The sequence below is a fragment of the Bradyrhizobium sp. i1.15.2 genome (genome assembly GCF_040548425.1).
GTDB classification, from domain to species: domain Bacteria; phylum Pseudomonadota; class Alphaproteobacteria; order Rhizobiales; family Xanthobacteraceae; genus Bradyrhizobium; species Bradyrhizobium canariense.
Genome location: NZ_JBEPRQ010000015.1, coordinates 35,659 through 56,890, shown reverse-complemented (window position 1 = coordinate 56,890; position 21,232 = coordinate 35,659). Strand labels below are relative to the sequence as shown.

Genomic DNA, 21,232 nt, shown 5'->3' with positions numbered 1-21,232 from the left:
CGGCAATACGCAGGCCGCAAGCAAAGGAGTGTAATACAAATGTCGAACGCGCCCCTCCCGACTTTGTCGATCGTCGGCGGCACCGGAGATCTCGGATCGGGCCTTGCCCGCAGCTGGAGCCACGCCGGATATTCCGTCATTCTTGGATCGCGCTCGATTGAGCGCGCCCAGGATGCGGTCGCGCTCCTGAAGTCGGACGGGTTTGCCAATGTCAGCGGTGACACCAACGCTGCCGCCGCGGCGAAGAGCGATATTGTTGTCATTGCCGTGCCTTTTTCCAACTACGAGGCAAGCCTGGCCGAGATCAAGGACGCGGCCAAGGGCAAGATCGTTGTCACCGCGGTCGTGCCGCTCGTGCCGCCGAAGGTGTCTGTTGTTCAACTTCCGAGCGCCGGGTCGGCCGCCCTGATCGCGCAATCGCAGCTTGATCCGAGCTCGCGGGTGGTCGGGGCCTTCCACAATGTCGGCTCACAGAAGCTCCATGCCGGAGGCAAGGCGGACTGCGACGTCCTCGTGTTCAGCGACGACCCGGAGGCCCGCAAAGAGGTCATGCTGCTGGCCGATGCGGTGAGCAATCGCGGCATCGATGGCGGTGCGCTCGCGAACTCAGCGGCAGCCGAGGCTCTCACCTCCGTTCTGATCGCGATCAACCGCAAATACAAGGTGAAGGGTGCCGGCATCACGATTTCCGGCCTGACGTGAATGGAAAACCGCAGGGGCGTTCGCAACGATGCTCACAGCCCTCGATACTCTTGACCGTAAAATCTTGGGCCAACTCATTCGGGATGCCCGAATAAGTCAGTTGGCGCTTGCCGAACTTGTCGGTCTCTCGGCAACGTCTTGCGCAAGGCGTGTGCTGCAAATGGAGAAAGCCGGCATCATCAAGGGCTACTCGGTCGAGATCGACGCAAACTCTCTTGGCTTTCCCTTGACCGTGATCGTCCACATCACCCTCGACCGCCAAAGTGAGGATGCGCTCAGGGTTTTTGAGACCGAAATCCAGAAGTGCCCCGACGTGATCGCCTGCCATCTGATGTCTGGCACGGACGACTATCGGCTTTTGGTGCTGGCGCGCGACATGGAGGACTACGAACGCATCCATAAGCAGCACTTGTCACGGCTACCCGGTGTGGCAAGACTGCAATCGAGTTTCGCAATGCGGACCGTCATCAAGCGCTCGATTTCTCCGGCGGCGCTTCATGGCTAGCAACCAATCGCGCAGCGGAGCTCGCAATGAAGGCAGGAGAAGGTGCAGGCGGTCGCAAACCCGCGACAGCACGCCTGCAGCATGTCGACTTCGGAGACTTGTCCGCAAGCCTTGGCGGCCGGACGATGCTCAAGGAGAAGCAGACGAGGTATAAAACTGAGGGGCAGCTCGTCGAGACCGTATTCGAGGTGAGATGCCCACGCGCCAGAAACACGAGACAAATTCCGGACATGGGCGCCGAAGGAAGGAAGAGCTCGCGATGACGAGGAGCATCACATACACCGCCCTTCCCGGAATTCCTTTGACGGAGCCGGGCGACGATCTGGTTGGCGTCATCGCGGCCGGCGTCAGGAGTGCGGACATCGTCGTCGCGACCGGTGACATCTTTGTCATCGCACAAAAAATCGTATCGAAGGCGGAAAATAGGTACGTCTATCTTGACGATGTGAACCCTTCCGACCGCGCTATCGAGCTTGCAAAGACGGTCGGCAAGGATCCCCGGCACATTGAGGTCGTGCTCTCGGAATCCACCGAGGTCTTGCGCGCAAGGCAGAACGTGATCATCGTTGCCCACCGCCTCGGCTTCGTGATGGCTAACGCCGGGATCGATGAATCCAACATCGAGCAGGATCGCGGCCACCGCGTATTGTTGCTGCCGGAAGATCCGGATGTGAGCTGCCAGCGCCTGAAGGCCGGCCTCGATCGGCGGTTCGGAGTCGATGCCGGCGTCATCATAAACGACAGCTTCGGGCGCCCCTGGCGCAACGGCGTCGTTGGCGTGGCGCTCGGAAGTGCTGGTCTTCCTGCCCTTCAGAGCATGATCGGCGAGCCCGATCTGTTCGGGCGGCCCATGCAGGTGACGGAGATCGCCGTTTCCGATGAGCTGGCCGCCGCCGCCTCGCTCGTGATGGGACAGGCGGCCGAAGGCCAACCGGTCATCCATGTCCGTGGATTCTCCTCTCGCGCTCCAATTAATTCGGCGTCCGCACTCCTGCGTGCGAAAGAACGGGACATGTTCAGATGAACGGGCGGTCACAGTTTGTGCCTACAGAAGGCCGCGTAGTGGCACTCTGCGGGGGCGTCGGAGGAGCAAAGCTTGCTGTTGGATTGCAGCACGTGCTCGCAGAGAGACTAACCGTGGTCGTCAATGTCGCCGATGATTTCGAGCATCTCGGGCTCCATATCTCGCCTGACCTGGACACAGTCCTTTATACGCTCGCGGGCCTCAGCGACCAGCAGCGCGGTTGGGGCCGATCCGATGAGACCTGGAACTTCATGGAGGCTTTGAAGCAAATCGGCGGCGAGACCTGGTTCTTGCTCGGCGATCGCGACATGGCGATGCATGTGGAGCGGACCCGCCGTCGCCTAAGCGGTGAAAGTCTCACAGCCATTGCCATCGATATTGCGCGGCGGTTCGGTATTCGTTCAGCCGTGCTGCCCGTCACCAACGACAGGCTTTCCACCATGATCGGCAGCACGGAAGGCGAACTCGAATTCCAGCGCTATTTTGTCGGACGTCGCTGCGAACCGGTTGTCAAGCAGATCCGATTCAGCGGGGCGCAAAGCGCCCGCCTGAGCGAAGAGGTGCTGGCGTCGCTCGATGCCGAGGATCTGCATCTTGTCATCATTTGCCCTTCCAATCCCTATCTCAGCGTCGATCCGATCCTGGCTGTTCCTGGGATGGCCGAAAAGCTGCGTGCGACCGGCGTTCCCGTTCTGGCCATTTCCCCAATTATCGGCGGTCAGGCAATCAAAGGGCCGACGCGCAAGATCATGGACGAACTTGGCCTCGAGCCGTCAAATGCGGAGATTTCCAGACATTATGCAGGGCTGCTCGATGGCCTCGTCATAGATGTCGCCGATGCCGCAGGGGCGGGCGATCTCGGGGTTGATCTACACGCGGCACCTACGCTCATGACAGACTTGCAGTCGAAGATCACGCTCGCCGAGCATGCGCTTGCCTTCGGCGAGAGCCTTCGCGCAACGCACAAACGGCGGATCAGGCCCCCTTCGATACGAGGCGCGTCATGACAAGACGAAATGCATGGGTGATCATCCCGGCAAAATCGTTCTCGTGCGCGAAGCAGCGACTCTCGCCATTGCTGACGCCTTCCGAGCGTGTCCTGTTGGCCCGGTCGATGCTGGGCGACGTTCTGAGCGCGGCATGCGGCGTGATGCAACTCAACCATGTCGCTGTGGTCACCAGTGCTGAAGATGTCGCTCAAGAGGCGGCTCGTCTGGGGGCTGTCGTGATTGATGACGGCGGTGCGGACGGAACCAATGCTGCAGTGGCAGCCGGGCTCGCCGCCATCGGAAGTCGTGGAGGCGAACTCATCCTCGTTCTGCCGAGCGATGTTCCGGCAATCTTGAGCGAGGACGTCTCAACGCTTCTTCAAGCCGCACAAGGCGACGCCGTGGTGATCGTGCCGGCGCCGCGCGACGGCGGCACCAACGCGGTTGCGTTCAGCTTGGCGCGACCATTACAGCCGTGTTTCGGCCCCGACAGCTTTGCCCGCCACATCGCCGCAGCCGATCGCCTCGGCATTAAGCCCATCTTGTGCTCCAATGCGAGGATTGGACTTGATCTCGATGCTCCCGCCGATCTCTTTAATTTTCTTGAGCTGAACACGACCACAGCCACCGATCGCTATTTGCGTTCGATCGATCTGGGGCAAAGGCTGCTCGTGGAAAGCGCCGGACAGGGCGGGCGCACAATCGTCGATGCGGCGCCCGAAATGCGCTCGAAACTGGTTGCCCAAAATAGGGAGAGCTCCGCCGGACTGCGGAGAGCGTGAGGAGTTCTGAGAATGGTGGATCGGATGTTCCTGGAATCGCTGAGACGAAGTGACATTTCGGCTTCAGAGGCCCTGTCTGTCGTCAGCGACGTGTCCCTTCCCGATCTCATGCGGATGGCGGCATCAAAGCGGGATGAGGCCCATGGTAGAAAGATCTCCTACTCGCGAAAGGTGTTCATTCCGCTTACGCAGTTGTGCCGGGATGTCTGCCACTACTGCACATTCGCCCATTCTCCCCAAAAAGGGCAGCGCGCCTACCTCACCATGCATGAGGTGCTGGCGATCGCGCGTGCCGGTCGTGAGGCCGGCTGCAAGGAGGCGCTGTTTACGCTCGGCGACAAGCCTGAGCTGCGATACCGCCTGGCCCAGCGTGAACTGCACGAGATGGGCTTTGCATCGACCCTGGCTTACCTCAAGGAAGCCGCGCGCGTGGTTTTCTGCGAGACAGGCCTCTTGCCGCATCTCAATCCAGGCTTGATGGAGGCTGATGATATCGCGGCCTTGCGCAAAGTCTCCATCTCGCAAGGGATCATGCTCGAGAGCGCCTCCGCAAGGCTGTGCGGGCCCGGGGGACCGCATTTCGGTTCACCTGACAAGGACCCTGCAAGGCGGCTGCGGACGATTGAACTCGCTGGCCAGCTCTCGGTGCCCTTCACGACCGGATTGCTGGTCGGTATCGGTGAGACGCCGCTTGAGCGCATCTCCTCGCTGCTTGCATTGCGCAATCTGGACGAACGCTACGGGCACATTCAGGAAGTCATTATCCAGAACTTCAGGCCGAAGCCGGATACCCGCATGAGGCACGCGCCGGCGCCAACAATGGAAGACCATCTGTGGACCATTGCGCTCACGCGATTGCTGTTCCGGTCTGATATGAACATCCAGGCGCCGCCCAATCTCAGCCCGGGCGTACTGGACATGATCTTGGCCGCTGGCATCAATGACTGGGGCGGCGTGTCCCCGGTGACACCGGACCATGTCAATCCCGAGGCGCCTTGGCCCCATCTCGCACGTCTTTCCGAGTCCACCGCTGCATGCAGCAAGACGATCGTCGAACGCCTCGCAGTCTATCCGGCCTATGCGCGTCACTATGCACGCTGGACTGACACATCGCTGCAGAAGAGCCTGCTCGGCCTCGTCGACGGAAATGGCTGGCCGCGTCGGGACGAATGGTGCCCTGGAACAAGGTGCGATCCGCCTGCCGGAGAGCTGGCGATGCTGCATGAAAAAGCCAACCCGCCCGCCGTCTTAGCCGGCAGGTTTCGGAGAATTATCGCGAAGGCTCAATCTGGGACACGACTCGAAGAGGCAGAGATCGTGTCACTGTTCGAGGCCGAGGAGCGCGATTTCATGGCCGTGTGCCGCGCTGCTGATGAGCTGCGCCGATCCGTCAGTGGCGATTCCGTCAGCTATGTCGTCAACCGCAACATCAACTACACCAATATCTGCTACTTTAAGTGCCAGTTCTGCGCATTTTCAAAAGGAAAGCTCGCCGAGAACTTGCGCGGGCGGCCCTACGACATTTCGATGGATGAGATCGGGCGGCGCGCCCGCGAAGCCTGGGAGCGCGGCGCCACCGAGGTCTGCATGCAGGGCGGCATCCATCCCGCCTACACCGGTGCGAAGTATCTTGAGATTTGCCGGTCCGTGAAGCAGGCCACGCCCGACATGCATATCCATGCCTTCTCGCCGCTCGAGGTGTTCCAGGGCGCCAAGACGCTCGGAAGTTCGGTCGATGAGTTTCTGCGCGAGTTGAAGGACGCCGGTCTTGGCACTTTGCCGGGGACGGCTGCAGAAATTCTGGACGACGAGGTCCGCGCGATTCTGTGTCCCGACAAGATCAACACCGCGCAATGGCTGCAGATCATGGCAGCGGCCCATAGAACGGGATTGCGCAGCACCGCAACGATCATGTTCGGCCATGTTGACCGTTACGACAATTGGGCAAGACATCTGTTGCGCATCCGGGATGTTCAGGCCGAGACCGGTGGCTTCACTGAATTTGTCCCATTGCCGTTCGTCCACATGGAAGCCCCGATCTATTTGAAAGGGCGATCGCGCAAGGGGCCGACCTTCCGCGAGGTCGTTCTCATGCATGCGATCGGACGGCTTGTCTTCCACACCAAGATCTCCAACATCCAGGCGTCTTGGGTGAAGCTCGGCGAAAAAGGCATTCGCGCCTGCCTTGAGGCTGGTGTGAACGATCTCGGCGGCACGCTCATGGACGAGACGATCTCGCGTTCAGCCGGTGCCCAACACGGCCACGAGATGGCTCCAAAGCAAATGGAAGAGCTCATCCGCGCGACGGCGCGCCTGCCGCGCCAACGTACGACACTCTATGGCGATGTTGCTGACCATCGTTATCTCGCCTCGCTGAACCCGCCAGAACTCGAGCCGATTGTTACTGGACTGGAGGACCATCGCGGTGGGGGCGGCGCTGCAGGGCCTCCTGCGCTTGAAATGACGTAGCGGGAGCGCGGACCCTGCGGGCAAAAGTCTAGCGACGCCGACATGCGTTGCCGCGGAATACTTGACGCGGTTTCGAATTTGTGATCACATATCTCATATTGGAGAACTTTGGAGTGAGCCGTATTATCGCGCCAGCGCACGCTTTCGGCTGGGCCTTGATTGTCCAACGCGTTTCGATTGACCGGCGTTTGGCGCCGTTATCGGGCGCGGCACTCCGCTCAAGCTTGATCCGGGCGGCCGACATGCGGTGCCGCAAGGCTCATTGCATCAACTATTCCGTCGCCTTTGAGTTGGGGAGCCTGCCTTGCGAGCTCTCCAAGCGCACCCTTGCCGTGATTGATATCAGGCCATCACGAGGAGCAGGAACATCGTCCCGCTTTAGCTCTCGCGATGTCGCGTTTTCCGGCGCGCGCACTCAGCTGAACCGCCCAGAACTGCTGTCCAAGGAGTCGACGGGGCCAAGGCCGCGGAAGCGGATCCAGCAAGCAAGAGAATCTGCCCTGGTTTTTAGACCAGAGGCCGATGAGGTCGCCAATCTCAGGCAATCCCCGGCGGCCAATTCCACGATCACACCACCCAGGAGCGTTCATGCCGACTATAGATGAAGACCGAGCAGCCATTTTGAAAGTGCACCGCGACTGGTGGGCGGCCAATTACAAGTGGGATATCCCCTTGATGCGAACTTGCTTTCCGAGTGGCGCCGCGTTCTTGAATTTCAACCTCAGCGGTGATCCGTACTTCGGGCGGGAAGAACTGACCGCCTTTTGGGAGTCGTTCAAGGACACGCCGCGATCCAGGCCTGCGGTCATGCACATCTGGCGTCTGGATGTCCATGGCGACGTGGCTTACCTGCTTTGCGAAGGCAACTTCGAGACCGCCGAGAAACCGGACCAGTACCTGCGCAGCACCGAGATCTACGTGCGCAATGACGGGGAGGGAAAGCCGGAGTGGAAGATCTGGCACTTCCACTGCTCGGAGATGGCGCCGCAAGACAAGATTCGGCAGCCGTTCGGCGATAGCTATGCCAGCCGCGGTGTGGGCTATCTGCCGTCCAGCTTCGGCAAGAGCTTCTCTGTCACTGACGATCAAAAGCCGTAACGGCAAGCGAGCGTCCTGTCGGGGCTGGCAGGAGCATCCTACTTCCGGCGGGACGAACTGATCCCGCCGGTGCTGCAAAAACATACAGAACCGTTTTTTTCTCGTTGAAGTGCCGTCCGATGTGCCCGCCCGGAAGCGAATGGACTTTCGATGCTTGAGCTTGGCTGGAATCGAAGAGCGATCCACAAATTGAGCGTCCTTTCGGCCGTTTGGGTCACCGTGCCCGAGGATGATTCATGAGGCGGCTCACTATCAAGCGACCGGTCGGTACGATTGCCGTGTCTTACCATGGCGAGACCGATGCGAGCAGGCCGCCAATCCTGTTCGTGCATCCCATCAATCTTCAAGGCGCGGCGTGGGCCGAAATTGTACCGGCGTTCGCCGACCGGTTCACCATCGTTCCTGACATGCGAGGATTCGGTGACTCGCCGCCGACCAAACAATACGACCTTGCGCGGTGGGCGCAGGACTGCATCGACGCCGTCGACCGGGCGGGCGTCGACCGCTTCCACGCGGTCGGCGGTTCACTCGGTGGAGCGATTTCGCTCTATCTCGCAGCCGCCGAACCCAAACGGGTCATCTCGGTTGTTGCGGTAGGCAGTCAGCTCTACTCGCGAGATCCTGACAATACGGCGGTGCTATCCACCCTCGAACATCACACCGTCACCGAGATGTTTGAGCTCATCCTGCCGAAATATGCGCTGGGCCCAAACGCGTCTGCCGAAGTGGTGGCCAAGACCATGACGCTGCGCAATCCGAACGGAAAGGACGACATCCGTCGCGTGTGGCGAGCGGCATGCGCGGCCGATATCCGCGCACAGGTGGCTAGCGTCAGCTGTCCCGTGACGGTTCTGACCGGCGAGTTCGACCTTACCTGCACTCCTGCGGCGGGCGCAGAAATGGCAGCCTCGCTGCATGCTCCGCACGTTGTCCTGCCAGGCGTCGGTCATTTGCCGATGCTGGAGGATCCGCCCGCTTTGATCGCCGCGATCAAGGCGCACCTCAAGCGCGTGGAGTTCTGAAGAGATGACATACTCGATTGTCGCCAGAGACCCGATCACCGGCCAATTGGGTGTGGCCAGCCAGTCGCATTATTTTGCCCTCGGGCGCGTCGTGACGTTTGCGCGAGCCGGCGTTGGTGCTGTTGCGACCCAGTCCTTCGTTGATCCAGCTTACGGGCCGAATGGGCTGGATCTCATGGCCTCGGGCGCACCGGCGGCGACGGCGCTCGCGACCCTGCTCGCAAAGGACGCAGAGCGAGAACTGCGCCAGGTCGCCTTCCTCGATGCCGTCGGCGGCAAAGCCATGTTCACTGGCGATCGCTGTGTTCCCCATCGCGGTCAGCTCGAGGCCAATAACGTTGTGGTGTTGGGAAATATGCTTGCCAGCGACGGCGTCGTGCCTGCCATGCTGGCGGCGTACGAGAATGCTGCCGGTCCACTCGTCGATCGTATGCTCGCGGCGATGGACGCAGGTGAGGCCGCGGGGGGTGACGCCCGTGGCCGGATGTCGGCTGCGCTTCTCGTGGTGTCCGCAGACGCCGGTCCAGCGCCTTGGGCTAACTGCCTTATCGACGTGCGAGTTGACGACCATCCTGACCCGCTCGCCGAATTGCGCAGGCTCGCCAAGCTCTCTCAGGCACACACGACCTTCGGCGCGTCTGTCTTCACACCCGGGCTGCTCTCGCGCGAAGCGGCAGCAACAGGTTCGCAGCTTGTAGAGGCGCTACGTATGCTCACGGACGCTCAAGTATTGATCGGCGCCGACCCCGAGCCAACCTTCTGGAAGGGCGTGCTGCTGATCCGTGCCGGCGAGATTGCCCTAGGAACGAGACTCATTACCGCCATCGTCGCGGCGCGACCGCAGTACCGGACCTTCGTGGACGGCCTGCACGCAGTCGGCATCCTTCAGCTGTCATCGCACGAATTCCTCGGTGCGTGAAAAGCCCAACCTTCTTGCCTTCTATCTGCGGCACTTTGCTGCCGAAGGGTCCCGGCGGCCGGCACGCATCACGCTCAATCCGAGCCGGTCGACAACACAACGCCCACGCCACACCGCGCGAAACCGAAACTCGATAGGCCAGACAGACCGCCTTTGCGGCGGCCCTTGACGGGTTTTTCGTATTGTGATCACATATCTCATATACGGGAGGGGACCTTGGAATCGAGCAATCTCGTTGCCTTGCTGCCATTGCCAGCCATTGCCCGGGGCTCAATGGCGGATCAGGTCTACCGTCATTTGAGAGACGGCCTGATGGCCGGTCGCTTTGCGCCGGGTCAGAGGCTGATGATCCGCGGCCTCGCCGAGGCGCTGGGCTCAAGCCCGACGCCGGTACGCGAGGCGCTTCGCCGCCTGCAAGCCGACGGCGCCTTCGAATTCAGCGGTTCGGCGCGGCTGAGCGTTGGGCAGCTGTCCGAGGCGCAGTTGCGGGATGTGCGCGATGCGCGCGTGGCGCTCGAGGGGCTGCTGGCCGAGCGCGCAGCCTCGCGCATGACGCGCGTCGATGATGCCGAGGTGACGCAACTCTGCGCGCGGCTTCAAGCAGCCGCTGATGCAGCCGATGGGCCCGCTTATCTATGGACCAACTTCTCCTTTCACCGGCGGATCTACCAAATCGCGGACGCCCCGATGCTTCTCGCTGCCGTCGAGAATTTTTGGCTGCTCATTGGCCCCTGCCTCGTGCTCGTTGCATCCGATGCTGTCCACCTGCAGCGTTCCATGGACGCACACCGCCAGATCCTCGATGCTCTCTTGGACCGCGATGCCCCCGCCGCCCGCTCCGCCGTGACCGACGACATCATGCAGGCCGCCAGTCGTCTGTCGGGCATTCTGGACAAAGCGGGCAGAAAGCGCTCCTTGGTCGTTCCGAGACGCAGGCGGGGAGGCATACCGGCATGAGCGTGCTGCAGCGTCTTGTGCCTCATCCCGAGCTGCGCGTCCTGATCTCGGCAGGCGCGTCCGGCATTGGCGCCGCACTTGCCGATGCCTTCATTGAGGCAGGTGCGCATGTCCATATCTGCGACATCAACGACGATGCGCTTGCAGCCTTCCGCGATCGGAATCCAAAGGTGCTTGCCACAAAGGCCGACGTGTCGGATCACGAGGCCGTCGCCGCCGTCTTTCTCGCGCAGGCAGCGCGTTGGCGTGGGCTCGACGTGCTCATCAACAATGCAGGCATTGCCGGACCAACCGGCGGAATCGATACCCTTGCAGAGTTCGACTGGCAGCAAACGATCGATGTCAATCTCAACGCGCAGTACCGCTTCGCCCGTCATGCAGTCCCGATGCTTCGCCAATCGCGCCATGGGCAAATCCTCTGCATGGCCTCCGTTGCCGGCCGGCTCGGCTACGCCTGGCGTACCCCGTACGCCGCAACGAAATGGGCCATTGTCGGGCTCGTCAAATCGCTTGCCGCCGAACTCGGTCCCGACGACATCCGCGTCAACGCGCTTCTGCCCGGTATCGTCGAGGGCCCGCGCATGGAAGGCGTGATCCGCGCGCGCGCCGAGCAGCTTCATACCAGCTACGAGGCGATGCGCCAGGAATACCTCAAGAAGATCTCGCTGCGCCGCATGGTGACGGCCGAAGACGTTGCAGCGATGGCCTTATTCCTCTGCTCGCCAGGTGGACGCAACGTGACCGGCCAGGCGATCAGCATTGACGGGAACGTGGAATATCTGTGAAGCGTAAGAACGGGGGGATGACTTGCAGATCGAGATCGTGGCGGATCTGAAGACGACGCTGGGCGAAGGCCCGCTTTGGGACACGGAGCAGCGGCGTCTGTACTGGATAGACAGCATCGATGGTCGCGTTTTTCGCGCGACAGAAGATGGACGCGAGCTTCACGCCTGGGATGTCGGGGCGAAGATCGGCTCGATGGCGCTGCGTCGCGAGGGTACCCATGCGCTCGTCGCGCTGCAATCGGGCGTGCATGATCTCGATCTGGCGAGCGGCGAGCTCAAGCTGATTGCGGCACCCGAGACGCATCTTCCGCGCAATCGGCTGAATGACGGCAAGGTCGACCGCCGCGGGCGTTTCCTATTCGGCTCCATGGATATGCTGGAGGCGGAAGCCTCCGGTCGCCTCTACCGGCTCGATCCCGATCTCTCGCTGCACGTGCTGGACGAGAAGATCATCGTCTCCAATGGCCCGTGCTGGAGCCCGGACGACCGGATCTTCTATTTCGCCGACACCTGGACGGGAGAGATCTGGGCCTACGACTATGACATCGAGACCGGTGCTGCCACGAAGCGGCGCCGTTTCGCGCCAGTGGATCGCTCAAATGGCGGTGCTGCGGACGGCGCCACCGTTGATGCAGAAGGGTTCCTCTGGCAGGCGCTGGTCTACGACGGAAAGCTCGTGCGCTACGCGCCCGACGGCCGCGTCGAGCGCATCATCGAGATGCCAGTGCGCAAGGTCACGAGCGTGATGTTCGGTGGTGCTGACCTCGACATTCTGTACGTGACTTCCATGGCGAAGCCGCCCTTGCCGCGATTTCCCGATGATGGGCAGCAGCGCGGGGCCCTATTTGCCATCAAGGGACTTGGCGTCAAAGGCATCCCGGAGCCGCGGTTTGGCAGCTGATCTGCCAAAAGCTGCTTCATCATCAAAGCGCAGGCGAGAGAGCTCCACGATCCGAAAAGCGCGGTGGAACTCCTGATTCTGGCGGCTGTCCTGCCACTTCTCGGCGATAGACCTTGAAAGCCGAAAAGGCCGCGGCCGCCCCTTACGATTACCGATTTGCTCTGGAGGTTTTTACATGCCCAGGACCGGCAAGGTCATTCTCACCTGCGCGCTGACCGGCGCGATCCACACGCCTTCAATGTCCGAGCATCTTCCGGTCACAGCCGAGGAGATCATCGAAGAGGGAGTGCGAGCTGCCGAAGCGGGAGCTGCGATCCTGCATGTGCACGCACGCAACCCCAAGACTGGTCAGCCGGACCAATCGGTCGAGGGATTTGCGAAGATTCTGCCGGAGTTGAGCCGCAGGTCGCGGGCCGTGATCAACATTACGACCGGCGGCAGCCCATTCATGACGGTTGCCGAACGCGTAGAGCCCGCCCGGCATTTCCGGCCCGAGCTCGCCTCACTCAATATGGGCTCCTTCAATTTCGGCCTGTTCCCGATGCTCGATCGCTATCACGAGTTCACCCATCAGTGGGAACGCGAGCACCTGGAATCTTCACGCAACCTCGTTTTCCGCAACACCTTCGCAGAGATCGAGCAGGTCCTCGCCCTCTGCGCGCCCGGTGGCACGCGATTTGAATTCGAGTGCTACGATGTCGGCCATCTCTATAATCTCAAGCATTTTGTCGACCGCGGTCTCGTCCGGCCACCGTTCTTCATCCAGTCCGTCTTCGGCCTGCTCGGCGGGATCGGCGCGCATTACGAGGACGTCGCCACCATGCGCCGCACGGCCGAGCGGCTGTTCGGCAACGATTATGTCTGGTCGGTGCTCGGCGCCGGCGCCGCGCAGATGCGTATAGGCGCCATGGCCGCCGCGATGGGCGGCAACATCCGCGTGGGACTCGAGGACAGTCTTTGGGCAGGGCCCGGCAAGCTCGCCGCTTCCAGCGCCGAGCAGGTGGGGCTGGCCCGCTCGATCCTGAAAGGAATAGGCTTGGAGGCGGCTACGCCCGAGGAGGCTCGCGCCATGCTGAAGCTGAAGGGGACCAGCGATGTTGGCTTCTGATCGTGCGATCTATTCGGCAACTCGAACCCTAACGAGGACGCTCGAGATCAGAAAAGAAGCGAGTGACCGATGAACGGCTACAACGATAACGGGAGAGTTCTGTGAAGCAGCATCCCTGCCTGTTGGCGCCTGGTCGCCTGCCCGGGCGCGCGTACGATGCCGTTACTTACCTTCAGCCGGCATGGTCGAACACGTGATGGGCAACGGCGGTTCGATCCGGCCAAGTGGTCTCATGGCCGTGTTCTCCGGCCTGATCATCAACGCAAATGACTTGTAAGCGCGCGCTGCACCATATGACACGTCGTCACGTGTCGATTCAGCGCCCGGACGAAAAAGGGTGATCAACCGCGCTAGAACAGAGGCGTTCTGTGCGGCTTAACAGGGAGGGGCAGGTTGATGCCAAGGCAGACGAAAAGCGTCCACTGCTCACCCAGATATGGCGCGGGCGGCTGGATCCACTGGCCGGATTATGAGGTGGAGAGCACCCAGCTGAGACGCCTGCTGGGAGATGCCCAAGAGGGCGCAAGCTTCGTGTCCGAGTGCCTCATGGTTGCGGCCAAGATCGTCGTCGGCGATGACGAGAGCTGGCAGAGTGAGTGGCGGGCCTTAGCGGATCGTATCGCAAGGCGCGCGCGGCTGTCGTACGCAGATGGCCACTTTGCGACGGCGACGAACGAATGGCTGCGCGCCTTGAATTATTATCGCACGGCAGCCGCGTTTCTTGTTGGGAGCGACCCGAGAATTTCCGAACTGTCTCGCATTGCCCAATCATGTGCCGCTGCCTTCCTGGAACTGCTGTCTCCGCGTGGAGAGGTGCTGGAGATCTGCGTCGGGCACAACCTGCTCCAAGGCTATCTCATTCGTTCATCGGCCGCGCCTCGCAAGTCTCCAGTGATCCTTGTCATTGGACATGAAAGGGATACCAAGGAAGACCTTTTGGTGAGGTTTCAGTCTCACGCCATTGCTAGCGGCGTGTCGTTGCTCGTTGTCGACTTGCCGCAAGAGATGGAGTGCTTTCAGGATCGACATGTCCATCATCAAAGTATAGTGCTACGCTGCTGGCTGGACTACCTGCTGAGCCGCGATGACGTCGATGCGAGGCGAATCGCCTTGATTGGTGATGGTCTTGGAGGAGCTCTTGCCACGCGCGTGGCTGCAACCGAAACGATGTTGGCGGCCGCCGTTTGCGACGGAGGATTTTGGGATGATGTCGAACACAGGTACGTCGCCGCCAGCTTGTTCGGTTCAGGCACAAGGTTATCGCCGCCCTACAAGCTTGCGCGCCAAATCAAGTGTCCATGCTTGGTCGTCATGGGTGAGCATGACTACGCCAAGCAGGAAGATATCACTGCGTTGCACGAGCACTGTCGCGCCGCCGGCGTACCGATGGACCTGAAGATTTTCAAGGACGAGGATACCGGGTCATCGCACCGGCAACTCGACAATCCGAGCATTGGTCGGCAGTTTATATTCGATTGGCTGACAGACCAGCTGCGCCTGGATCGAAAAGAAGAGACGCTTACCATTCCAGCGCGAAAAAGCCGCGTGAAAACCTCTCGGCAGATCGCAGCCGACGATACGCGCACCGCCTCGAGGGCCTAGGCCCTTTCCGTTCCGACGGAATCGGAACGGGGCTCTAGATTCTTATTTTGACCCGTTTTCTTTACTCGAACCGGTATCCACTTCGCTCGAAAACACTCTAGAGCGCGAATACGATTGGAATCAATCGCTCTCGCGCTCCAACCATGGGCATGTATTCGCTGATGACGAGCCTAAACGCGCTCCAGTGCTCAGTTGCTCACACGTCAGGCTTGCTTGCATCCAGCTCGAGCTGAAGGGCCGCTTTCTCCATCCTGCGCTTAATGGTCGAAAGCACTTCCCTGAAATCTTCCAGTCTTTCGTGGCCGAGATCTGCAAAGATCGCCTCATCCAGCTTTCTGCGCTTGGCGGCAAGGCCTGTTATCGCCTTACGTGCCTTTTCAGTTAGCGACATCAAGACGACCCGGCCATCCGCCGCAGAGGCGGTGCGGGATACGAAGCCGCCTTTTTCCAGCATCTTGGTCTCTGCCGTCACGAACGGTGAGCGGACGTTGATCTTCGCAGACACATCCCCGACGGACACGCCCGCTCCCTGATCCTGATCGGCGATCGCCATCAGGATCAGCCATTGAGGGCCGCTGACGCCAAGCGCCTTTGCCCACGTACGCCGGATGTCCTCCAGATGCACATTGATGGCCGCGATGTCCCAACCGACTTCTCCTATGATTCGGTCCGACGAAGCGGTCTGTTTGCTTGTCCTTTGACCTTTCGCACTGGGCGAGGGCTGCTGCCGGGTCGTATCTCGGGGCGTCATCCGAGACCTCCTCTTCATTAGTTCGTTAACTTACCTAACCCGGTTTGAAAGACACGGCAATCATTTGGCTGTGGTGGGTGTTGCTCGAATGTCACGACGTTCTCCGATCTAAAGCTTCGCCAGCTTATATCAGTTGCATATATAAGTTACTTATATAATGTCCAGGCCGTGACGGAGGCGGCCCTCGGTCGCACGTCAAGCAGATCGATCCATTCGTGCGTGGCGAAGACGTCGAGGCTCGCAAGACGAGAAGCAACAGTCGTGAACTTGGGATCATTCTCCGGTGACCGCCCGTAAGGGCCGCCGCAGAAAATGTTGGAGGGCTTTTATGAAGATGTTTAACCGAATGCTCTGCGGTTCGGCCGCTGTACTCACCTTGATGGGTCATGCACACGGCGCCGACCTGCCGGCCAAGGCAAGGCCGGTCGAATACGTGAAAGTCTGCTCTCTCTACGGCCAGGGGTTCTACTACATCCCTGGCACCGACACCTGCATAAAGCTCGGAGGTTACCTGCGCGTTGATGCGGCGTTGAACACCAACTCGATCTACACGCAAGGCGCGGTGAATGGTGCGCCCGGAGCTGGCAATCGTCTGCGCAACTACTATTCCACCAATGCTCGCGAAGATCTGACGATCGATACCCGCACCGCGACCGAATACGGCATGCTTCGCACCTTCTTCGATGGCGTGTTCGATTGGGGCTCGGGTGGCTATACCGGTGCCGGCACGGGCGCCGCTAACGGCTCGACAGTTTACGGCGGAACTGGCGTCGCCAGCGGTTCGGTTGGTGTCTATCTGGCCTTCATCCAGTTCGCCGGGTTCACGATGGGCAAGACCATCTCCCAGTTCTCAACGCCCTGGATCAACTACCCCTCGAACAATTTCGACGGTCTGCCGGGCGGCGGTGGTGCGGTTACGGGTGTCAATCAATTCACGTACACCGCTGACTTCGGCCAGGGTATCACGGCTTCGTTCTCCGCGCAGGATCAGGTCCAGTACTATACGACCAACATCTGGAATGTCAGCGGCGCGACAGTGGCGGGTCTTGCAACAGGTGCGTACGGCAGCAAGGACATTGCCGGTGCAAGCTCTCCGGACCTTGTCGCCATGCTTCGCGTCGATCAGGCTTGGGGTCTGTTCCAGGCCTCAGTCGCAGCGCATGACAATCACGCCGCATATTACGGCGCTGATGAAGCCAGCGGTCATGCCGGCGACAAGTGGGGCTGGGCCGGTCAATTGGCCCTCTCGATCAAGAACCTTCCGACGGGGCCGGGTGACACGATCAACGTACAGGCCGTGTATACGTATGGCGCAAGCCGCTACAATTTCCAGGATCTTGTGCCCACGACCTACGCGATGTACGGAGGCTCGGGCCTCGCGGGGGCTTACCAGAGCGTTGGCCTTGCGGGTCTCGCTGACTCGGTGTTCGTGACCGGCTCCGGTCAGGAGCTGACCACCACCTACGGCTTCCGTGGCGGCTATACCCATAACTGGGATCCTTACTGGAACACTGGCATCTACGGTGCTTGGGCTGCTGCGCGATACAACGGCACGGCGAAAAATTACATCTGCGGTGCATTCGTCGCAGGCCTTGCGCTCTCGAGTGGCGCGACCGGCTGCAATCCGGACTTCAACTATGCCGTCGCCGGCGTGATCACGCGCTGGACCCCGGTCAAGAACCTGACCTTCTCTGCCGATCTGGCCTATAGCATGCTCGATCAGAAATACGCTGCCGGCAGCACCGTGGTCTTACCGACCCAGACGGGTATCGCCAAGCCCGCTGCCACCTACGAGCTAAAGGACCAGAGCACGCTAAGCTTGCTCCTGCGAGCCCAGCGTAATTGGTGATCCGCTTCAACAACGAGCAAGAAGGAGAAAAGAAAGGCTTTTTAGAACCGACTTTGACCTCCAAGAGACCTCCGGCATGCCCGCCGGAGGTCTTTCTAAGCAGAGCCGGAATACCCTGGACGGCGAGATCAGGTGCATCGCCGCTCGCCGCCTTATCGAGCTCTCTCGCGTTGATCGGAACGACCCGTCAAGTCTTGCCGCGTTGCCGAGCGAACAGGCCAATGATCGTCGCAAGCACACGATTTGACGCAGAACAGAATTTGTGATCACATATCTGGAATCAGATCTGGGAGGATCCGCGAAGGTGAAGAACAACAAACCGCTACCGCCGCTGCCGTCCGTTGCCCGGGACTCCATGGCGGATCAAGTTTACCGGCATTTGCGTGATGGCGTGATGGCCGGCCGTTTCGCACCGGGCCAGAGGCTGACCATACGCGGACTTGCCGACGCGCTGGGTTCGAGCCCGATGCCCGTGAGGGAAGCGCTGCGCCGCCTGCAGGCCGAAGGCGCATTCGAGTTCAGCGACACGGCGCGGCTGAGTGTGGTTCACCTATCAGGACCTCAATTGCGCGACGTGCGCGACGCACGGGTAGCGCTTGAGGGGCTCCTCGCCGAACGCGCAGCAATCCGCATGACAGGGGTCGATGATACCGAGATCGCCCAACTCTACGATCGCCTCCAGGCAGCCGCCGATGCGATCGATGTGCCGGCCTATCTATCGGCAAACTTCGCATTTCATAGGCGGATCTATCAGATCGCTCAAGCCCCGATCATCCTTGGTGCGGTCGAGAAGTTCTGGGTTCTGATTGGCCCGTGCTTCGTACTCGTTGCGCCTGACGCCGCACACCTGCGCCGCTCCATGGATGCGCATCGCCGCATTCTTGACGCGCTGATGCATCGCGACGGCCCCGCCGCCCGCGCGGCTGTGACCGATGACATCATGCAGGCGGCCAACTGCCTTTCGCGCGTTATCGACAAACCTGAAAAGAAGCGCTCGGCCGCCACTCCCAAACGCAGGCGCGGAAACGCCTCGGTATGAGGATCCTGCAGCGGCTCATGCCTCGTCCCGAGCCGCGCGTCTGGATCGCACCTTTATCTCCGCGATCGTCGATTGTACGGACGCGAACCGACCTTCCTGGCCGCTGCTTTGCGAGAGCCTCTTTGAAGACTCGTGCACCTTCACGTCATTTGAGCTTGTTCACGTCACACAATCTACGCAGGGGGACTTGAATGTTTGGAAATCAGTCACGCCGCAATTTTCTCAAGCTGGCGGCGAGCGGAAGTGCGATGTTCACGCCGGGCCTTGTTACCGGGTCTGCAAATGCACAGGGCGTTCCGACGCTCACGGTCGCCTGGGGCACGGATATCGATTCTTTCGATCCGGCACAGTTCAAGTCCGACGGCGCTTATATCGTTCAGGCAAACATCTACGATACGGTATTGAGTTGGGGGGCGGAGCCGGTTGGCGGATCGCCCAACCTTGCGATGTCCAAGCCCGGTGTTTTCACAGGCGGGATCGGCGAAAGCTGGACATATGAGAACGATAACAAAACCCTTGTCGTCAAGATCCGTCGCGGCCTGAAGTTTCCCAGCGGGCGGCCGGTGAATGCAAGCGCGGTGAAATATCTCTTTGACCGAGGGCTACAATCCACCGGCTACATGCGGCTCATCTTTCCGACCATGATCGGAGTCACAGAGGCCGATCAATTCGAGGTTCGCGACGAGAGCACCTTTGCCATCAGCCTGCCGGCGCCAAGTGCCATGTTGCTCGACGTGCTGGCCTTGTCCAACAACGCACTTCTCGATCCCGAAGAGATCAAGCTGCACGCGACGGCCGACGACCCCTGGGCCGCTCAATGGCTCAAGCGCAATACGGCCGGGCTTGGGCCCTACAAAGCTGTCAGAAACGAACCGGGGGTCGAGGTAGTCCTGGAAGCGACCCCGGGCTATTGGGGGCCGCCACCCTATTTCAGGCGCATCGTGATCAAATCGACGGCGAATGAAGCGGACCGGATTCTCCTGCTCAAGCGCAAGGCCATCGATATGGTGATCGGACCAAATTCGATGTCGCCGAAGAACCTCAAGAGTCTTGAGGGCGAGCCGGGCCTCAATGTCGTGTCTCTGCCCGATACCAATTGCAATTTCCTCTGCATGAATCTGAAGAAAAAACCGTTCGATAATGTGAAGGTTCGCCAGGCGATCAACTACACGATGCCGATCCACGCGATCATCCCAAACGTGCTCTATGGCTATGGCGAACAAATGAAAAGCCCGGTCGCAGCTCAAACGCCCGGCTATGATGGTTCGCTCTCGCCGTACACATATGATGTCGCCAAGGCAAAATCACTGATGGCGGAAGCTGGGTTCGGCTCCGGGCCGATCCCGGTCAAGCTCGCGGTGCGTGTGGGCTATGCGCCGCATGAGCAAGCAGCGGTTTGGATACAGCGCGAACTGGAGAAGATCGGATTCCAGGTCAGCATCGAGAAGGAGCCCGACGCGACCTTCCGCCAGCTGTCATCGAGCGGCGGGCACGAGCTGTCGATCGAAACGTGGCAGTCCTGGATCAACGACCCATTTTATCACCTCTATTGGAACTTCCACAGCAAAGCCAGTGCGACCAACAAGGGGGGCTACGCCAATCCTGCCCTCGACAAGATTATCGACGAGAATATCCGCGAGGCTGATTCAGCGAGGCGCATGGCCGCAGTCAAGGACGCGCAGAAGATTCTACTGGATGACGCGGCGTGGGGTCTGCTTTGGTACGACAATTGGGCGAGGGTGACCCGTTCTGAGCTCGCGGGCGTTGCGAAGTACTGGGATTCGTTCGAGCGCTTCGACAAGATGAAGCTGGCTTGAAAAGCAGCCTGGACGCGCTGAGAAGGCCATGTCGTTCCTCGCTTTCGTGCTTCGTCGAGTAGCTCTGCTGGCGCCGACCTTGCTCGGCGTCAGCGTCATCGGCTTTCTCCTCGTCTATCTGTTGCCCGGCAATCCCGCCCTCGTGAAGACTGGCGCGATGGCGATGCCCGAATCTGTCGCGGAGATGCAGCACAGGGTGGGGCTGAATCAGCCACTCGATGCGCAATACGAGCAGACATGAGTGCTCTTCTCCACGAAGATCTCGGCGGAAGCTCCTCGACTGGCCGTCCCGTTTTGGTTGACGTCAAGCAGGGTCTGCCGGTCACCTGCGAGCTGACGTTGGTGAGCGTGCGTCTTGGTCCTCTGTTTGGTGTCCCGCACAGTGTCGGAGCCATGGATCTCGGCATCATCGTCCAGGAAGGCGATCCGGCCAGCTTCGCCGACCCAACGCATCCCTACACGCGCGCGCTTTTGTCATCGCTACCCGTTCCTGATCCGGACGTCCGGCGCGAACGCTTCGCTTTAAAAGGCGAAATCCCAACTCCGACCGCCGTTCACGTCGGCTGTCGCCTTCGCGCTTGCTGTCCGCTGGCCAAGGCGGTCTTGCCGAGCCCGTCCCGCGACGGGAAATCGCGCCAGCTCATCACGTCCTCTGCCATTTGGCCCGACAGACGCAAACATGAGTCGAACGAAGCCCGTCTCATTAGGCCTAGACCGGCGCTCGCAAGGCCCAGCTCTTGCCGCTCTGCCGATCGGCCAGCCCATCCGCCGCCCCTCGGCGTGATCGCATGCGTCGTCAAGGATCGGACGCGTGGGCTGGTCAGGAGCTTGGCCGCGGGATCGGCGAAGCGGCAAGGCAAGCCCTTTCTTCATCACCTCTCGGCCGGATCAGCTGCTTGAGCGCGGCCGGAGG

At 60.6% G+C, this 21,232-nt stretch carries 20 protein-coding genes; 19 read left to right on the top strand and 1 reads right to left on the bottom strand.

Going from position 1 to position 21,232, the window contains the following annotated elements; genetic code table 11:
• The first annotated feature begins 39 nt into the window (after positions 1–39).
• The 14 genes from npdG (at position 40) to ABIB80_RS24545 (ending at position 14,863) form a co-directional block, all read left to right on the top strand.
• On the top strand, positions 40–702 hold the full coding sequence (npdG, locus tag ABIB80_RS24610; protein WP_354128619.1) for an NADPH-dependent F420 reductase: 663 nt from the start codon (positions 40–42) through the stop codon (positions 700–702).
• Positions 703–730: 28 nt separating this feature from the next.
• The gene (locus tag ABIB80_RS24605) at positions 731–1,207 is read left to right on the top strand and encodes an Lrp/AsnC family transcriptional regulator (protein ID WP_354128618.1); all 477 of its coding nucleotides are present in this window, start codon (positions 731–733) and stop codon (positions 1,205–1,207) included.
• Positions 1,208–1,466: 259 nt separating this feature from the next.
• Positions 1,467–2,231: a coenzyme F420-0:L-glutamate ligase gene (gene cofE / locus ABIB80_RS24600; protein WP_354128617.1), complete on the top strand. Its 765-nt coding sequence runs from the start codon at positions 1,467–1,469 to the stop codon at positions 2,229–2,231.
• Positions 2,228–3,238 (top strand): 2-phospho-L-lactate transferase, encoded by a 1,011-nt coding sequence (cofD, locus tag ABIB80_RS24595; protein WP_354128616.1) that lies wholly within the window; start codon positions 2,228–2,230, stop codon positions 3,236–3,238. The genes cofE and cofD overlap by 4 nt, the downstream gene beginning before the upstream one ends.
• The gene (cofC, locus tag ABIB80_RS24590; RefSeq protein ID WP_354128615.1) at positions 3,235–4,002 is read left to right on the top strand and encodes a 2-phospho-L-lactate guanylyltransferase; all 768 of its coding nucleotides are present in this window, start codon (positions 3,235–3,237) and stop codon (positions 4,000–4,002) included. The genes cofD and cofC overlap by 4 nt, the downstream gene beginning before the upstream one ends.
• Positions 4,003–4,014: 12 nt before the next feature.
• Positions 4,015–6,471 carry a 5-amino-6-(D-ribitylamino)uracil--L-tyrosine 4-hydroxyphenyl transferase CofH gene (cofH, locus tag ABIB80_RS24585; protein ID WP_354128614.1) on the top strand — a complete coding sequence of 819 codons (2,457 nt, stop codon included), beginning with the start codon at positions 4,015–4,017 and terminating at the stop codon, positions 6,469–6,471.
• A 588-nt stretch (positions 6,472–7,059) separates the two neighbouring features.
• Positions 7,060–7,569, top strand: coding sequence for a YybH family protein (locus ABIB80_RS24580; protein WP_354128613.1), 510 nt, complete (start codon positions 7,060–7,062; stop codon positions 7,567–7,569).
• Positions 7,570–7,847: 278 nt separating this feature from the next.
• Positions 7,848–8,591 carry an alpha/beta fold hydrolase gene (locus ABIB80_RS24575; protein WP_354128612.1) on the top strand — a complete coding sequence of 248 codons (744 nt, stop codon included), beginning with the start codon at positions 7,848–7,850 and terminating at the stop codon, positions 8,589–8,591.
• Positions 8,592–8,595: 4 nt separating this feature from the next.
• Positions 8,596–9,510 (top strand): DUF1028 domain-containing protein, encoded by a 915-nt coding sequence (locus ABIB80_RS24570; protein WP_354128611.1) that lies wholly within the window; start codon positions 8,596–8,598, stop codon positions 9,508–9,510.
• Positions 9,511–9,726: 216 nt separating this feature from the next.
• A complete protein-coding gene (locus ABIB80_RS24565; RefSeq protein ID WP_354128610.1) occupies positions 9,727–10,467 on the top strand; it encodes a GntR family transcriptional regulator in 741 nt (246 codons plus the stop codon).
• Complete coding sequence (locus ABIB80_RS24560; RefSeq protein ID WP_354128609.1) at positions 10,464–11,252, top strand: SDR family oxidoreductase; 789 nt, start codon at positions 10,464–10,466, stop codon at positions 11,250–11,252. Before ABIB80_RS24565 ends, ABIB80_RS24560 begins: the two co-directional genes overlap by 4 nt.
• Positions 11,253–11,274: 22 nt before the next feature.
• Positions 11,275–12,153, top strand: a complete 879-nt coding sequence (locus ABIB80_RS24555) for an SMP-30/gluconolactonase/LRE family protein (RefSeq protein WP_354128608.1) — start codon at positions 11,275–11,277, stop codon at positions 12,151–12,153.
• 175 nt (positions 12,154–12,328) lie between these two features.
• Positions 12,329–13,261 carry a 3,5-dioxohexanoate:acetyl-CoA acetone transferase gene (gene kce, locus ABIB80_RS24550; protein WP_354128607.1) on the top strand — a complete coding sequence of 311 codons (933 nt, stop codon included), beginning with the start codon at positions 12,329–12,331 and terminating at the stop codon, positions 13,259–13,261.
• A gap of 396 nt (positions 13,262–13,657) precedes the next feature.
• Positions 13,658–14,863, top strand: a complete 1,206-nt coding sequence (locus ABIB80_RS24545) for an alpha/beta hydrolase family protein (protein ID WP_354128606.1) — start codon at positions 13,658–13,660, stop codon at positions 14,861–14,863.
• A 196-nt stretch (positions 14,864–15,059) separates the two neighbouring features.
• Here the strand turns inward: ABIB80_RS24545 and ABIB80_RS24540 are convergent, their stop codons facing one another.
• Positions 15,060–15,614, bottom strand: coding sequence for a MarR family winged helix-turn-helix transcriptional regulator (locus ABIB80_RS24540; protein ID WP_354128605.1), 555 nt, complete (start codon positions 15,612–15,614; stop codon positions 15,060–15,062).
• Between the two features lie 328 nt (positions 15,615–15,942).
• Between ABIB80_RS24540 and ABIB80_RS24535 the strand changes: the two genes are divergently transcribed.
• The 5 genes from ABIB80_RS24535 to ABIB80_RS24515 all read left to right on the top strand — a co-directional run bounded on the left by ABIB80_RS24535 (position 15,943) and on the right by ABIB80_RS24515 (position 21,219).
• On the top strand, positions 15,943–17,463 hold the full coding sequence (locus ABIB80_RS24535; RefSeq protein ID WP_354128604.1) for a porin: 1,521 nt from the start codon (positions 15,943–15,945) through the stop codon (positions 17,461–17,463).
• A gap of 304 nt (positions 17,464–17,767) precedes the next feature.
• Positions 17,768–18,502: a GntR family transcriptional regulator gene (locus ABIB80_RS24530; RefSeq protein WP_354128603.1), complete on the top strand. Its 735-nt coding sequence runs from the start codon at positions 17,768–17,770 to the stop codon at positions 18,500–18,502.
• 191 nt (positions 18,503–18,693) lie between these two features.
• Complete coding sequence (locus tag ABIB80_RS24525; protein WP_354128602.1) at positions 18,694–20,319, top strand: ABC transporter substrate-binding protein; 1,626 nt, start codon at positions 18,694–18,696, stop codon at positions 20,317–20,319.
• Positions 20,320–20,347: 28 nt separating this feature from the next.
• The gene (locus tag ABIB80_RS24520; protein ID WP_354128601.1) at positions 20,348–20,560 is read left to right on the top strand and encodes an ABC transporter permease family protein; all 213 of its coding nucleotides are present in this window, start codon (positions 20,348–20,350) and stop codon (positions 20,558–20,560) included.
• Positions 20,557–21,219, top strand: coding sequence for an oligopeptide/dipeptide ABC transporter ATP-binding protein (locus ABIB80_RS24515; protein WP_354128600.1), 663 nt, complete (start codon positions 20,557–20,559; stop codon positions 21,217–21,219). Before ABIB80_RS24520 ends, ABIB80_RS24515 begins: the two co-directional genes overlap by 4 nt.
• The last annotated feature ends 13 nt before the right edge of the window (positions 21,220–21,232 follow it).